The sequence below is a fragment of the Paenibacillus sp. EB106-06-01-XG199 genome, from assembly GCF_058791575.1.
The window spans coordinates 34,574-48,766 of record NZ_JBYTDQ010000021.1; the positions used below are offsets into that span (position 1 = coordinate 34,574).

The 14,193-nt window shown below is 48.2% G+C and carries 14 protein-coding genes and 1 tRNA gene; 2 read left to right on the forward strand and 13 right to left on the reverse strand.

The features are described 5' to 3' along the window. Positions 1 to 34: 34 nt before the first annotated feature. Both rluF and AC3WT9_RS33780 read right to left on the reverse strand, forming a co-directional pair. Entirely contained in the window at positions 35 to 736 is a 702-nt protein-coding gene (gene rluF, locus AC3WT9_RS33775) for a 23S rRNA pseudouridine(2604) synthase RluF (RefSeq protein WP_038584496.1), read from the reverse strand. After that, a complete protein-coding gene (locus AC3WT9_RS33780) occupies positions 726 to 3,053 on the reverse strand; it encodes an ATP-binding protein (RefSeq protein WP_341089075.1) in 2,328 nt (775 codons plus the stop codon). The genes rluF and AC3WT9_RS33780 overlap by 11 nt, the downstream gene beginning before the upstream one ends. 320 nt (positions 3,054 to 3,373) lie before the next feature. Here AC3WT9_RS33780 and tadA point away from each other — a divergent pair, with 320 nt between their 5' ends. Together tadA and AC3WT9_RS33790 are read left to right on the forward strand one after the other, a co-directional pair. Further along, the gene (gene tadA / locus AC3WT9_RS33785) at positions 3,374 to 3,877 is read left to right on the forward strand and encodes a tRNA adenosine(34) deaminase TadA (RefSeq protein WP_341089074.1); all 504 of its coding nucleotides are present in this window, start codon (positions 3,374 to 3,376) and stop codon (positions 3,875 to 3,877) included. 30 nt (positions 3,878 to 3,907) lie between these two features. Further along, a complete protein-coding gene (locus AC3WT9_RS33790; protein WP_341376991.1) occupies positions 3,908 to 4,480 on the forward strand; it encodes a GNAT family N-acetyltransferase in 573 nt (190 codons plus the stop codon). A 147-nt stretch (positions 4,481 to 4,627) separates the two neighbouring features. Here the strand turns inward: AC3WT9_RS33790 and AC3WT9_RS33795 are convergent, their stop codons facing one another. The 11 genes from AC3WT9_RS33795 to guaB form a co-directional block, all read right to left on the reverse strand. Then, positions 4,628 to 5,719 carry a hypothetical protein gene (locus AC3WT9_RS33795; protein WP_038584489.1) on the reverse strand — a complete coding sequence of 364 codons (1,092 nt, stop codon included), beginning with the start codon at positions 5,717 to 5,719 and terminating at the stop codon, positions 4,628 to 4,630. A 104-nt stretch (positions 5,720 to 5,823) separates the two neighbouring features. Further along, positions 5,824 to 5,973: a small acid-soluble spore protein P gene (locus tag AC3WT9_RS33800; protein ID WP_038584486.1), complete on the reverse strand. Its 150-nt coding sequence runs from the start codon at positions 5,971 to 5,973 to the stop codon at positions 5,824 to 5,826. 14 nt (positions 5,974 to 5,987) lie between these two features. Continuing rightward, positions 5,988 to 6,329, reverse strand: a complete 342-nt coding sequence (locus AC3WT9_RS33805; protein WP_341089069.1) for a hypothetical protein — start codon at positions 6,327 to 6,329, stop codon at positions 5,988 to 5,990. A 143-nt stretch (positions 6,330 to 6,472) separates the two neighbouring features. Continuing rightward, positions 6,473 to 6,991, reverse strand: a complete 519-nt coding sequence (locus AC3WT9_RS33810; RefSeq protein WP_341089068.1) for an SRPBCC domain-containing protein — start codon at positions 6,989 to 6,991, stop codon at positions 6,473 to 6,475. 81 nt (positions 6,992 to 7,072) lie between these two features. Beyond that, the gene (locus tag AC3WT9_RS33815; RefSeq protein ID WP_341089066.1) at positions 7,073 to 7,411 is read right to left on the reverse strand and encodes an ArsR/SmtB family transcription factor; all 339 of its coding nucleotides are present in this window, start codon (positions 7,409 to 7,411) and stop codon (positions 7,073 to 7,075) included. Between the two features lie 221 nt (positions 7,412 to 7,632). Further along, positions 7,633 to 7,721 (reverse strand) — tRNA-Ser (locus AC3WT9_RS33820). Positions 7,722 to 7,788: 67 nt separating this feature from the next. Continuing rightward, complete coding sequence (serS, locus tag AC3WT9_RS33825) at positions 7,789 to 9,075, reverse strand: serine--tRNA ligase (RefSeq protein ID WP_341376990.1); 1,287 nt, start codon at positions 9,073 to 9,075, stop codon at positions 7,789 to 7,791. Positions 9,076 to 9,161: 86 nt separating this feature from the next. Beyond that, complete coding sequence (gene pdxT / locus AC3WT9_RS33830; protein WP_341089063.1) at positions 9,162 to 9,746, reverse strand: pyridoxal 5'-phosphate synthase glutaminase subunit PdxT; 585 nt, start codon at positions 9,744 to 9,746, stop codon at positions 9,162 to 9,164. A 19-nt stretch (positions 9,747 to 9,765) separates the two neighbouring features. Further along, entirely contained in the window at positions 9,766 to 10,647 is an 882-nt protein-coding gene (gene pdxS, locus AC3WT9_RS33835; RefSeq protein WP_492408893.1) for a pyridoxal 5'-phosphate synthase lyase subunit PdxS, read from the reverse strand. A gap of 106 nt (positions 10,648 to 10,753) precedes the next feature. Then, positions 10,754 to 12,145 carry a D-alanyl-D-alanine carboxypeptidase family protein gene (locus tag AC3WT9_RS33840; protein WP_341089060.1) on the reverse strand — a complete coding sequence of 464 codons (1,392 nt, stop codon included), beginning with the start codon at positions 12,143 to 12,145 and terminating at the stop codon, positions 10,754 to 10,756. A 127-nt stretch (positions 12,146 to 12,272) separates the two neighbouring features. Beyond that, positions 12,273 to 13,730 carry an IMP dehydrogenase gene (gene guaB, locus AC3WT9_RS33845; protein ID WP_492408896.1) on the reverse strand — a complete coding sequence of 486 codons (1,458 nt, stop codon included), beginning with the start codon at positions 13,728 to 13,730 and terminating at the stop codon, positions 12,273 to 12,275. Positions 13,731 to 14,193: the final 463 nt, after the last annotated feature.

Genomic DNA, 14,193 nt, shown 5'->3' on the forward strand with positions numbered 1-14,193 from the left:
GCTCTTTGCTTTCTTCGGCAGCACTTTCTAATGGCTACTGCAGCTCATAGTTTAGCATTTCCCCAAGTTCTTGCTTCTCCTGAGGGGACAGCTCACGCCACTCTCCGGTTTGCAGCGTCCCAAGGCGGATATTCATAACCCGGATGCGCTGCAGCTTTCTGACCTCATAACCAAAGGCGCTACACATGCGGCGTATTTGCCGGTTCTTGCCTTCAGTCAGGATGATGCGGAATACCCGCTCTGTCATTCTTGTCACTTCACAGGGCAGCGTTCTGCCGCCCAGGATCTTCACTCCACTCGACATCCCGGAAATGAAGGAAGGCGTGACAGGCCGGTCTACAGTGACTACGTATTCCTTCTCATGCTTGCCTTCGGCCCGCAATATCTTGTTAACAATGTCTCCATCATTGGTAAGTAAAATTAACCCCTCTGAGTCCTTGTCCAGCCGGCCGATCGGAAAGATGCGCTCCTGATGTCCGACAAAGTCAACAATATTCCCCTGAATGTGGCTTTCCGTGGTCGATGTGATGCCCACCGGCTTATTAAGCGCAATGTAGACGATCTGGCTTCCCGTTTCCAGCGGCTTGCCATCAATCCGTACTTCATCGCCAGGAACGGCCTGACTGCCGAGTACGGCCGGCTCACCGTTAATGGTAACCCTGCCGCCTTCCACCAGCTTGTCTGCTTCACGGCGTGAACAATAGCCTGTCTCACTGATGAATTTATTAATTCTCATGATTGTCTTCACTCCGTTCTTTATTCATGCCCTGCTCTGCAGCAGGCTCAACTGGTGCGGGCAGTTTAATAATAACCTCCGTCCCGCAACCGTATTCACTGCGAATCTCCAGACTGCCTTTGTGAGCCTGGATAATCCGCTGGCTGACCATCAGCCCAAGTCCCGTCCCTGACTCTTTATTGGTATAGAACGGCTCGCCCAGCTTGGGCAGCATATAATCGGGAATGCCGCCTCCCTCGTCAGAGATCACAATAACAACAGAGTCTTCATCCATATACTGCTCCAGTGTGATGGTTCCGCCGTCCGGCATGGCTTCAATGGCATTCTTGACGATATTAATAAACACCTGCTTGAGCTGGTTCTCCTCGCAATGCACCGTTGCCGGCAGCTCTGCGAACCGTGACTCAAACTCTATGCCAAAGAGATGGGCCTGGCTGCTCAGAAGGGAAATTACATCATTTAGAATGTGCCGGACATCCTTTTGCTGAAAGTGAACTGCCTGCGGCTTGGCCAATATCAGAAATTCACTCACAATGAGATTAATTCGTTCCAGTTCGGAGAGCATTAAGTCAATATGCAGCGGGACCAGCACCTGCTTTTCTTGTTGAAGCTGCAGGAATCCCCGTAGCGTTGTCAGCGGATTACGGATTTCATGGGCAACCCCGGCGGCAAGCTGTCCTACCGTCGTCAGCTTCTCAGAGCGTCTCAGCAGCTCTTCGATCCGGTTGCGCTCTGTCATGTCACGGGATACGTGGACAAAGGCCTGTGGCCGTCCCTCTTCGTCGCGAATGATCGAGGTGCTGACACTGACTTCGACCATCGAACCGTCTCGCTTCAGCCTTACAGTCTCTACCGGAGGCAGAACAGCGCCATTCTTCAGCTCCCTAAGCCTTTCTTCTTCCTGTTTCTGCACCGTAGCCGGTACCAGATAAGGCGGCTTAACCAGGGCATCTGCGGCACTCCAGCCGTACAGATCCTCAAATGCTCTGTTCGTACTGGTGATCCGTCCATCCATATCTACAGTATGAATCGCATCGGAGGTGCCGTTGATCACCGATTCCAAATGTTCCTTAACCGCCCGGTTCTCTTCCAGCGTCTGCCCTAACCGGTTCGTATGCTGGGAAAGATGGGAGGTCATCGCATTAATCCTGTGGGCCAGCTGTCCCAGCTCATCCCGGCTGTCCACCTTTAACGGCGGCTCAAATTTGCCTTTTGCCACATCATTGACCTTGGCCAGAATATCCTGAATCGGACGCGTTACCACACCGGCAAGCACATAGCTGCACACGAAAAAAATGATAAGCAGCAACAATGAAGTAGTGATATTATTGAACAATTGGTCTTTGATGACCGAAGAAATGACCGAATAGTCCATGACTACAGAGACGACATAATCATCAGCACCCGGCTGGTTGATCGGGATGAAGCTTTTGAGCACTCTTTTGCCAAGAGCCTCCGTATCCAGCGTGACCGGCTGCCCTTTGCCGAGGGCTGCCATCATCGCCGACTTATCCTCTTCCACATTGCCAAAGATATAGGTGCCGAATTTAATGGGACGGCTGCGCAGCTTCTCATTCACGCGGTCTTCACCATTAGGCATCATGCTTGCAGAGGCAAAGGTTTTGGGATTGATTCCTGTGACCTCCAGAAGTCCCGGATTGACCTCTTTGGACTGCTGAACGATCTCATCGGGATTCATAATTTTGACGTAATCACTCACTGCTGTACTCCGTATGTAAGGATCTATGATGTAGTTAGTCGAGGCATCGTGATAATATCCCCACTTTTCAATGAACTTAGGATTGGAAGTCGAAAATTCAAAAGGTCCGGACCAGAAATTCTCAAGGCTCTGCCCCTGCTGAACGGATACTTTCTGACCGGCAAACAGCTCGAGAAATGCGACGTACCAATACCCCATTCCTTTGGTAGGCAGTCCAATCTCATTAGGATCAGACGATTTGGCAACCACTATATCATCATCAGTCTTGACCAGAAGTGAAATATTAGACACACCAAGCTTATCCGCCAGGTACACCAGCTGTTCATTCTTCACATTCTTGATATCCGGGTCAAGCTCTTCAGAGGCTAGAATGGCGGTCATCCGCAGGTTCTGAGCCAGCTGATACTGCACATAGTTCGAGCTATAGCTGCTCTGTTCGACTGAAACGGCAATCTGCATGGCGGTCATCTTCATATTATTTTCACTTTCAATACGCAGATTATCACGGGCCGCGTAAAGATTCAGTGTAAGATTGAGCGCCAAGATCAGCAGTACCGAACCAAAAATAATAGCCGATAATTTCGTTTTTATGGACAAGCTGCTTTTTCACCTCTTATCCGCTGGTAAATCCTAGCGGAGTGTTCATGAATATCATACCTTTTGCCTATCCATTTGAAAAGACATTTCAGAGACGGGGCATATTTTGCGAAGCATTGAATTTTATAGGGAGTTTCTCTACAATGGATAAGAAAAACATAAGGTTAATCCACAGGATATACACATATAAACATTTTATTAAATTCTAATGTGTACAATATTGTGTATAAGTCGGCGGTTATCCACAGACTTATACACAATTTGTTCAGAACGAATATTTGTTCGTTGCACAAGGTACAGAATAAGAAGGGAAGATGCACTTGAATATATTACTTGATGAACTGCCGCCCGAAGAGCGGGAGGCTCATGAATATTGGATGCGGGAGGCGATTGCGGAAGCCCGCAAAGCAGAAGCACTGGGCGAGGTTCCCATCGGAGCAGTAATTGTCCGCCATGGCGAAATCATCGGGCGCGGCTACAATCTGCGTGAGACCACAATGGACTCCACGGCTCATGCTGAAATGGTAGCCATCCGCAAGGCCAGTATAGCTATGAATTCCTGGAGGCTGCTCGATTGCCGGCTCTACGTTACCCTTGAGCCCTGTCCGATGTGTGCGGGGGCCATGGTTCAATCTAGAGTCCCTCTCACGGTATATGGCACAACAGACCCTAAAGCCGGCTGTGCAGGCACCCTCATGAATCTGCTGGAGGAACCGCGGTTCAATCACCGGACCGAAGTCATTCAAGGGATCTTGCAGGAGGAGTGTGCGGATCTGCTGACTTCCTTTTTCCGCCGCTTGCGCCAGAAGCCGTCCAAGCTATAGTTATTCGCAAAAATGACCAAGGAGGATTATATGTCTCTTAAACTGTACAATACGTCTCAAGGTATCTATCTCTCCCTGCTGCAGCTCCATGATGCGGATGAACTGCTTCAGCTGCGCCTGCGTAACAAGGTACAGCATCAGCCGTTTGAACCACTGCGCGAGGACGATTATTTTACCCTTGAAAGCCAGAAGCAGCTCATTGGCCAGCGTTTGGAGGATGCCCGTCAGGATAGAGCCTATATGTTTGGCATCTTTCTGCTGGACGGACAATTAATTGGGCAGGTTACCATTTCCAATGTGGTACGTGGCGTCGGACAGTATGCCGATATCGGCTATTTTATTGACCATGAGGTACAAGGAAAAGGGTATACCAGCGCCGCTGTAGGCTTAATCCTGGAGTATGCCTTCCATGCTCTTGGGCTGCATCGGGTACAGGCTTGCATCCTGCTGCATAACGAAGGCTCCCGCCGTGTATTGGAGAAGAACAGGTTTCAGGCAGAAGGAATTGCCCGGCGTTTCATTAAAATCAACGGCCAGTGGCAGGACCACCGCACCTACGCTATTCTGAGCGATGATTACTATCCGGAGAAGGGACAGCATTAGCCCTCACTACATATTGCAGCCAAACTATGTAAACCAGTGGAAACGGTTCGCCGTCCTCAAAAGCATATAAATTTTTATATTTGAACAAAAAAATCCCGCATGAGCGCGAACAATACGCACGCATGCGGGATTTCTATGCTGCTTAGATTAATAAGTGCCCATTCCACCGAACTGCTGTTGCAGCTCTTCCATTGTAACTACATCATCGCCCTGCGGGATGCCAATCGTGAAGGTCTGCTTCTCATTAACTTTGCTGTATTGGTTGCTTCCGGTTAATGACAGGCTGACGTTCGTTCCTTGCTCAGGATCTTTGACGATGATATCCATCAGCAGGTTTTGGTATACAGGGAAGCTATCTTTGTCGATCGCGGTATCGAGTTTGAATTGGTTGATCGTCAGATACTTGTTCAAATCAGCCAATCCTTTGTCGACCTCAGCTCGGGTCTCGCTGGACTGCAGCTCTTCTTTGGCTTTGGCTAAATCAGCCTCGTCAATTTGCAGCATAGTCTTGTATTCTTCCTTACCCACAATATCAATAATCTTCGGCAGTGCATTATTCACGAGGATTGTAAGTGCTTCTTTGACATTGTCATTGGTCACCTGGAACTGAACCACTTGTTTAGCCTTGACGTCCTCCGGTAATGCTGCATCTTTAGGTTTGATGTCGGTAAAATATTTTTCTTCATCATACTCAGCCAACAGTGTGCTTACCACTTCATTGGAGAGCTTTTGCATTTTTTGCGTGTCTACTGAAGCCGGGCTCCATTCGGTGCCGCCCTGCTCTGCCAGTTCCTTCAGGTCAAGTTCTACGTATTTCCCTACAATTGTCTCCGGAAGCGGCAAGAACGGAATCGACGGTACTTTGACGTACATCTTCTCTGCGGTCATTACCATAGGGATGTTAAAGGACATCGCCATATCGCCCTTCAGGTTCAGTACCATAGTCATTTCTGTCTGCATCGGATCCGCTTGGTATACCCCATTCACGGAAATATCAGCGTTCTTCAGCATACTGAGCACCATACCTGTCGTGGCATCCGTTGTACCTTCACCGGCTTCCACAGTCAGGTTGTTAATGACTAGCTTGCTCTTCATTTCATATGAAGTCAATGCAGTCGCTTTAGCGGCAGCCGATTTCAGGGCCTCTTTTGGTGCCTCTTGTTTGTTCGCGCATCCCGGCAAAATAATTGCAGCTGCAAGCAGCAATGCGGAAGCGGATAACCCCCATTTTTTGTTCATTGTTGTTCTCCTCTCCCATGTAAAAAAATTGTTTCCCCTTCCTAATGATAAACCATTTGGCAAAAAGGGGAAACAGTTCATTTCTCCTTTCTTTTCCGGAGGTGTTATCCCTGCGGATTATGATGATCTACATGGTTAGCCTGTTTGACCTTTTTGGAGCCGGAAAGCGGCTTGGGCGCTGAAGAATGATGTTCTCCTCTAGGCTCGTGATTGGTGTCTACCCCGGGAACCGGCATACTTTTAGGCTTGCTCATTTTTAATTCCCTCCCTATGGATTAGTCAAATCTTGTAGCGCTTGTGCACATTCATGAATCTGTCTTGAATACTGCTGAGCGAGTAATTGTACGGCATCGGTACGCTCATCGGTATGCCTTCCGGCTTGCTCGGCATCAATCAGATTCACAGCCACTTCACGGCTATCGACATAAGTGCAGCGAAAATCAAGAGAATAATCCTGCCGCCCTGCCGCATTGAAATGAATCAGCAGACTGTTCTGGTCAGCTGCATCTCCCTGCACACTAAAGCTGTCTCCATCCTCCATCAGTGCAGGCAGACGCTCCTGCCATGCGGTAACCAGACTTTGCTGGTCCAGTTGCAATTGTCGGTTCATTGTTCTTATCAGCCTCCCTTCTTTAATACATTGCGGAGAAAAGAGGGTTTTTATTCCCTCTGGAACAGGTTCCAAAAATAAGAATAAAAAAAGATCACTCCTCCTAAGAGGAATGACCTTCGTATATGCAGGACTTTTATCCTTTAACCGATCTTCCGGATCGAGTTCAAATGCTCAACCAGTCTGTTCCAGGTATCGGTGATACCCTGCAGCATACCCATATCCAGTACCTGCTGCAATGCTTCTCTTGTAGCATATTCCGCGCGATTAATGACTTTAGTCCCATTTTCTGTTTCGACGAAGATTAAGGTAACGAGCGTCTCAGGCATATTATCTGCAACGTTGCCCTCCGCATCGGAGAAATAATCTACATACACGATCTTCTCTGGTGCAACGATCTCACGGTATACACCCTTGCCCCATGATTCCATGCCATAGAAATCGCCCTGGTTCTTGTCCTCGCACTTCATACAATAATGCCAAACGCCGCCCACACGGAAATCCATATGGCATACCGGAAGCGTCCAGCCTCTAGGCCCCCACCAATGCTTCAGATGCTCTGCCTGCGAAAACGCCTGAAATACCAGCTCCCGAGGGGCATTGAACTCACGTTCCAGAATAAGCACCTTATCCTCTACCTTGGATACCATTTCATTTGCCATTTTTAAATTCCTCCTCGATCTTCCTAGTGGGTTAAGACAGTTCTACCACAGCGTTCGCAAAGCTAATCCATCATCTCTTATTCAATCTTGCTGCTCTTCTACTGCTTGCTTACCTTGTACTTTCTGTAAGTAGTCATCCAGCCGGTCGAACCGTTCCTCCCAGATGTGACGATAGCTGCTCAGCCAATCCTCCAGCTCCTGAAAAGGTTCGGGCAGCAGGCTATAGATCCGGCGGTTAGCGTCCACCCGGGCCTCCACAATGCCAGCCTCACTTAGAACACGCAAATGTTTGGATGCTTGAGGCTGGCGCAGTTGCAGCCTTTCAGCGATTTCCCCTACAGTTAGCGGGCGTTCGCGCAAAAGCTCAACAATCTGCAGGCGGTTAGGCTCTGCCAAGGCACTCATGACATTCGAATTCATAGTCATCATCCATTCTTAGCTGTGAAGGTACGTACCCTTCATTAAGTGTCTGGCTTTTGTATTCCCTTGCTCGATATAAATATACCATTATGAGAATATTCCTGTAAAGGAATATTTAAAAAATTAAATTCCACAACCTTATTTTTCTCAACCTGCTGTACAAAAAAAGCCGCCTTCCAAGGAAGGCGACTTCTATCTGTAATTTATTTAATTAAAAGGAATGGCGGAGAGGATGGGATTCGAACCCATGTGGGCTTGCACCCTAACGGTTTTCAAGACCGCCCCGTTATGACCGCTTCGGTACCTCTCCAATGCATCTAAATTTCACATGCATTAGGAATTGTACCACACAATACAAACAATAAGCAACTGTTTTATTAAGAAACTTTAGGACTAATACATTTTACATTACGCATATACGGCTGAAGGGCCTCTGGAATCTGGATACTGCCATCTTCTTGCTGGTAGTTCTCCAGAATAGCGGCGACCGTCCGGCCGACAGCAAGTGCAGAGCCATTCAGCGTATGAACAAACTCCGGCTTGGATTTGGGTTCCTTGCGGAAACGGATATTCGCCCGGCGCGCCTGGAAGTCCTCAGTATTGGAGCAAGAGGAGATTTCACGGTACATGCCGCTCTCTGGCAGCCAAACCTCCAAATCGTAAGTCTTAGCCGAAGTAAAGCCCATATCTCCCGTGCACAGGCCCAGGACACGGTATGGCAGCCCCAGAAGCTGCAGTACACGCTCAGCATCCGCAGTCATCTTCTCAAGCTCCTCATACGAGGTCTCAGGGGTGGTGAGCTTCACCAGCTCCACCTTGTTGAACTGGTGCTGGCGGATAAGTCCGCGGGTATCACGTCCTGCCGCCCCTGCTTCAGAACGGAAACAGGAGCTGTAAGCGACATGATATTTGGGTAGGTCTGCCGCTGTCAAAATCTCCTCACGATAATAATTCGTCACCGGGACTTCAGCCGTAGGAATTAAGTAGTACTCTGTATCCCGCAACTTGAACAGATCCTCTTCAAACTTCGGAAGCTGGCCTGTACCATATAAGCTATCCTTGTTGACGATATACGGCGGCAGCATTTCTTCATAATTATGCTCTCCACTGTGAAGGTCCATCATAAAGTTAATCAGGGCACGTTCAAGACGCGCTCCAAGTCCCTTATAGAAAACAAATCTGGAGCCGGTTACCTTAGCAGCAGCTTCAAAATCAATGATATCCAGCTGTTGTGCCAGCTCCCAATGTGATTTTGGTGTAAATCCGAATTCTCTTGGCTGCGACCAGCGGCGCAATTCAACATTCTCTTCCTCGGATTTACCTACTGGTACAGATTCATGTGGAATGTTCGGAATACTCATCGTCAGTTCGTCAATCTGAGTCTCCAGAACACGCACTTCATCATCGAGTTCTTTAATGCGGTCAGAAACGGTCCGCATCTCTGCAATTAAATCATCAGCCGGTTCGCCGTTTTTCTTCTTCTTAGCAACATCACCGGAAACAATATTCCGGCGGTTCTTCAAACCCTCTGTCTCTTGCAGCAGCTCACGGCGGCGCAGATCCAGCTGCGGAAATCCGGCGATCAAATCGAGCGATTTACCGCGTTTGTTAAGCGCCTCTTCTACCTTTGCGTAATCACTGCGCAATACTTTTACATCTAGCACAAAGTTTCCCTCCTGAAAACAGCCTAAACTCTTTCAAATTGCTGTTTTGCAGCACTGAAAGAGTCAGAATGTTCTTATATGCAGTTCTATTGTTTGGCTGCCAGACTTGCCTCTACCATATCGGCAAAATACTGGTGCAGCCGGTAATCTTCTGTCAGTTCCGGATGAAAGGAGGAGACCAGCAGATTGCCCTCACGCGCAGTTACAATCTCATCCTTGTAAACCGTGAGCACATCCACATTCGGACCCGTCTCATTAATAAGAGGAGCACGGATAAAGACGGCACGCACCGGCTCATCTATCCCTTTAACCTTCAGATCACATTCAAAACTTTCCCGCTGGCGGCCAAAGGCATTCCGGGCAACGGTAATGTCCATCAGTTCGAGATGTCCGGGCTCACCGCCGGCGATTCTCTTCGCCAGTACAATCATGCCGGCACATGTTCCAAAAATAGGCTTGCCCAAGCCTGCAAAATCGCGTATCGCTTCTATGAAGCCATACTTGCGCATCAGCTTGCCTATCGTTGTACTTTCTCCACCAGGTATAATGAGCCCCTGGACCTCATCCAGCTGCTCTACACGCTTGATGGGCAGGCCCTCAGCCCCGGCCTTCTCTATACTGACAATATGTTCTGTTACGGCGCCTTGAAGCGCCAACACTCCTATTTTCATCCGGACAACCTTCTCTCTATTAACGGCCGCGCTCCGACATACGTTCAGCCGGAGTCAGAGTTGCGATATCAATCCCCTTCATTGGCGTGCCAAGGTTCTTGGATACTTCAGCGATCAGTTTATAGTCAGTGAAGTGAGTAGTTGCCTCTACAATCGCACGGGCGAATTTCTCGGGGTTGTCCGATTTGAATATACCGGAACCGACGAATACGCCATCCGCACCAAGATGCATCATCAAGGCTGCATCAGCCGGAGTAGCTACACCCCCTGCGGCAAAGTTAACAACCGGCAGCTTGCCGAGCTCGTGAACTTCAAGCAGCAGCTCGTAAGGAACACCTAAAGTCTTAGCTTCGTGAAAAAGCTCGTCTTTGGACAAGTTGGTTACCTTGCGGATCTGGCTGTTGATAAAACGCATATGGCGCACGGCTTCCACGATGTTGCCCGTTCCCGGTTCACCCTTAGTACGGATCATCGAAGCTCCTTCATTAATGCGGCGCAGCGCTTCACCCAGATCTTTCGCTCCGCAGACAAAAGGGACTGTAAACTCACGTTTGTTGATATGGAATACTTCATCGGCAGGCGTGAGCACTTCGCTTTCATCCAAATAATCTACGCCCAGAGATTCAAGAACCTTCGCTTCTACATAATGACCGATACGGGCTTTGGCCATAACGGGAATGCTCACCACTTTGATAACTTCTTCTACGATTGTAGGATCAGCCATCCGGGCTACACCGCCTGCTGCGCGGATATCAGAGGGTACACGTTCCAGAGCCATTACAGCTACTGCACCCGCAGCCTCGGCAATTTTCGCTTGCTCTGCATTCATGACGTCCATAATGACGCCGCCTTTTTGCATTTCTGCCATGCCTCTTTTAACTCGCGATGTTCCAGTTTCCATGATTCAAGCCTCCCGATTGATCTTATCTAACTTGCCACTTTACCGCAAGGCGGCTATATATACAACCTATTTACTCGAATTATTCACTGCACCAGACATTACTGCCCTAGAACAGGTTCTTAATTCCTGTAAACAAATCGCTGAAAAAATCGCCTATTGCTCTCATCAGCAGCTTGAACCAGCCAGCCTTCTCCGCTTCCTCTGCGGTAATCAGATTGACCGTTTTCTCCTGAACCTGAGACATGCCTTCAACCTTGTAGGAGTAAGTAACCTTGCCCACTTTGGAAGCATTGGCAATTGGGGCTACCAGTGTTGCTGCATCATTAACCGCAACCGCCGTGTTAATCTGTGGTGCAACCGTTCCTTTAGGCACGATAAAAGTAACTCCGGCATCGGTAACGATGGACACATCTTTCTTTTTGCCTTTTTGCACGGGCACTGTTTCATTGCCGGCAATCACGGCTTTAGGGGCCACTACCTGTTTGATTTCGAAATTATTGAAGCCAAAATCAAGTACCTTCTTGGTTTCTGTGAAACGGTGTGCTTCCGAGTTGGCGCCCATAACGACACTGATCAGCCGCATGCCGTCGCGAACAGCCGTACCAGTGAAACAGTTGCCGGCATTGTTGGTATGTCCTGTCTTCAGCCCGTCAAGGCCGGGATAAGCGTATGCCTTAAAGTTGGCGATATCCTTGTTCGCTTCCAGCATCCAGTTGTAGTTAACCATCGGTTTGTCATCCCGTTGACGGAACTTATAAGACTGAATGGTTGTGAATTCTGTGAAATCAGGGTGGTCCGTTACGATATATTTGGCAAGAATCGCTGCGTCCATGGCTGACATTACGGTTTCACGATCGACTTTGGGCTGGAACTTAGCTGGCATATCGGCACGGTCAAGACCGGTAGAATTGATAAAGTAAGCCGTCTTCATTCCCATCTTCTTTGCAGTTTCATTCATTAGAGCTACAAATTCCTGCTCCGATGACGAAACAAGCTCAGCCAACGCTACGGTGGCATCATTAGCAGAACCAACGGCCATCGCTATGTATAGCTCTCTTACCGTATGTTCATCGCCTTCAGCCAAAAAAATACGCGAGCCGATCTGCTTGGAGGCATTTTCCTGAACAACTACTTTCTGATCCCAGGAAATCTGGCCATTCTTCACGGCATCTGCAACCAGATATTCGGTCATCATCTTCGTCATGCTTGCCGGAGGCAGAGGCTTATCGGCATTCAGGGACAAAAGAACCTCGCCTGTAGTGGGTTCGATCAACACTGCCGAATCTACTTCGAGCTTCAGTGATTCTATATTAGGAATCTTGACTGCAGCTTTCGCCGCAGTAGTGCCAGCGGCAGTACCCTTTTCTGTCGTTGCCGGTGTCTTCACTTCATCAGCGAACACCGAATGTACTGGAGAAGCTAACATATTTAAAAGCAGACCTACTGTCGCTGTCTTAATTACAAATTGTTTACTGCTAAATTTCCGCTTGTGCTTCAATGATTACTACTCTCCTTTTGATCCTCATATCCATTGCTTGTTCTATTCTAACACAGGGGTACCTGCAAAAAAAGACAGACAGGACGAATTTAGTCCTGTCTGTCCGTAATTTATCGAAACCGCCTAATTATAGGGAATAGTTGGGAGCTTCCTTGGTGATTTGTACATCATGAGGGTGACTTTCGCGCAATCCGGCTCCTGTAATCCGGATGAAAGATGTATCATTGCGCAGTTCCTCCAGTGTCTTCGTTCCACAATACCCCATGCCAGAACGAAGCCCGCCGATCAGCTGATGAACTGTATCGGAGAGAGAACCTTTGAATGCGACTCTACCTTCAATACCTTCTGGAACAAGCTTCTTGTCATCATCCTGGAAGTAACGGTCTTTACTGCCCTGCTTCATGGCGCTCATACTGCCCATGCCGCGGTATACCTTGAATTTACGTCCTTGGTAAATCTCGGATTCGCCCGGGCTTTCTTCCGTTCCGGCGAACAGGCTTCCCATCATAACCGCAGATGCTCCCGCAGCAATTGCTTTGGTAACCTCACCGGAATATTTGATACCCCCGTCAGCAATAATCGGAATGCCGTACTCACGGGCAACCGTTGCACAGTCGTAAATGGCCGTAATTTGCGGAACACCGATACCGGCAATTACGCGTGTGGTACAAATTGATCCTGGTCCAATACCCACTTTGACTACAGAAGCGCCAGCTTCAATCAATTCACGGGTTGCGTCTCCGGTTGCCACGTTACCGGCAACAATCGTAAGATCCGGGTACAGTTCACGCAATTTGCGGACAGCATCAATAATATTAATATGATGTCCGTGTGCGGAATCTACTGTAATCAGATCCACGCCGGCTTTCACTAACGCCTCTGTACGTTCAAAAGTATCTTTGGAAATACCAATTGCCGCACCTACCAGCAGACGGCCGTGAGCATCTTTTGCTCCGTTCGGGAATTGAATTGCTTTTTCTATATCTTTAATCGTGATCAGACCTTTAAGAATGTTGTTCTCATCTACAAGCGGCAGTTTCTCGATCTTATGGCGTTGAAGGATACCTTCTGCTTCCTGGAGAGTAGTCCCAACCGCAGCAGTGACCAGATTCTCATGGGTCATCACTTCTTTAATTTGAATATTAAAATCATGGATGAAACGCAGATCTCTATTGGTCAGAATCCCAACAAGCTTGTTGCTTTGATCAACGATAGGTACTCCGGAAATACGGTATTTACCCATTAGGACTTCAGCGTCGGAGACCCAGTGTTCTGGCGTTAGAGAAAAGGGATTAGTAATAACACCGCTCTCGGAGCGCTTTACGCGGTCTACTTCTTCAGCCTGCTGCTCCACTGACATATTCTTATGAATAATGCCAATGCCTCCCTCGCGGGCGATTGCAATCGCCATAGCTGCTTCTGTGACTGTATCCATGCCTGCACTCATCAGAGGGATATTCAGCTTCACATTTTTGCTCAGTACCGTGGCAAGATCCACTTCCTTCGGCAGTACCTCGGATTTGCGCGGCACCAACAGCACATCGTCAAACGTGAAACCTTCTTTACCAAACTTATCTTCCCACACCTGGGTCATTCCTCCTCGATTATCTTTATTCTAACCGCCCACAAACTTTATAAATGAAGAAACTCCGGTTTGAAGTCCATATCCGATAGACACCGAACTAAACAGCGAAGTTATACATATCCGTATCTTCAATTAAGGTTTGAGATGCTTGTCCAAAAATATATTATTGCCATCTTAGCAAAGGGTTTTTGGCCTGTCAAGAATATTACATCATCGGAGGAGGGAATCGGAAAACGGTCACCGGGTAAGCGAATTCTTGGACGAAAGTCCGTATCCAGTGGACATTATCTCCGTATGAATCCATTTATTTTATATGTGCATTCGTTGTTTCAGTGAGCAAAATTAGCCTATATATTGCTTTTGCTACCATCATTTGCACTTTAATCCAACAAAAAAGCCACTGTTGAGAAACTCAACAATGGCTTTGTGTGCTTGGCGGCGTCCTACTCTCCCAGGACCCTTC

Coding starts and splice junctions, on each gene's coding strand:
- rluF (WP_038584496.1), bottom strand. CDS start 736: ATGAGAATTAATAAATTCATCAGTGAGACAGGCTATTGTTCACGCCGT.
- AC3WT9_RS33790 (WP_341376991.1), top strand. CDS start 3,908: ATGTCTCTTAAACTGTACAATACGTCTCAAGGTATCTATCTCTCCCTG.
- AC3WT9_RS33795 (WP_038584489.1), bottom strand. CDS start 5,719: ATGAACAAAAAATGGGGGTTATCCGCTTCCGCATTGCTGCTTGCAGCT.
- AC3WT9_RS33800 (WP_038584486.1), bottom strand. CDS start 5,973: ATGAGCAAGCCTAAAAGTATGCCGGTTCCCGGGGTAGACACCAATCAC.
- AC3WT9_RS33805 (WP_341089069.1), bottom strand. CDS start 6,329: ATGAACCGACAATTGCAACTGGACCAGCAAAGTCTGGTTACCGCATGG.
- AC3WT9_RS33810 (WP_341089068.1), bottom strand. CDS start 6,991: ATGGCAAATGAAATGGTATCCAAGGTAGAGGATAAGGTGCTTATTCTG.
- AC3WT9_RS33815 (WP_341089066.1), bottom strand. CDS start 7,411: ATGAATTCGAATGTCATGAGTGCCTTGGCAGAGCCTAACCGCCTGCAG.
- pdxT (WP_341089063.1), bottom strand. CDS start 9,746: ATGAAAATAGGAGTGTTGGCGCTTCAAGGCGCCGTAACAGAACATATT.
- pdxS (WP_492408893.1), bottom strand. CDS start 10,647: ATGGAAACTGGAACATCGCGAGTTAAAAGAGGCATGGCAGAAATGCAA.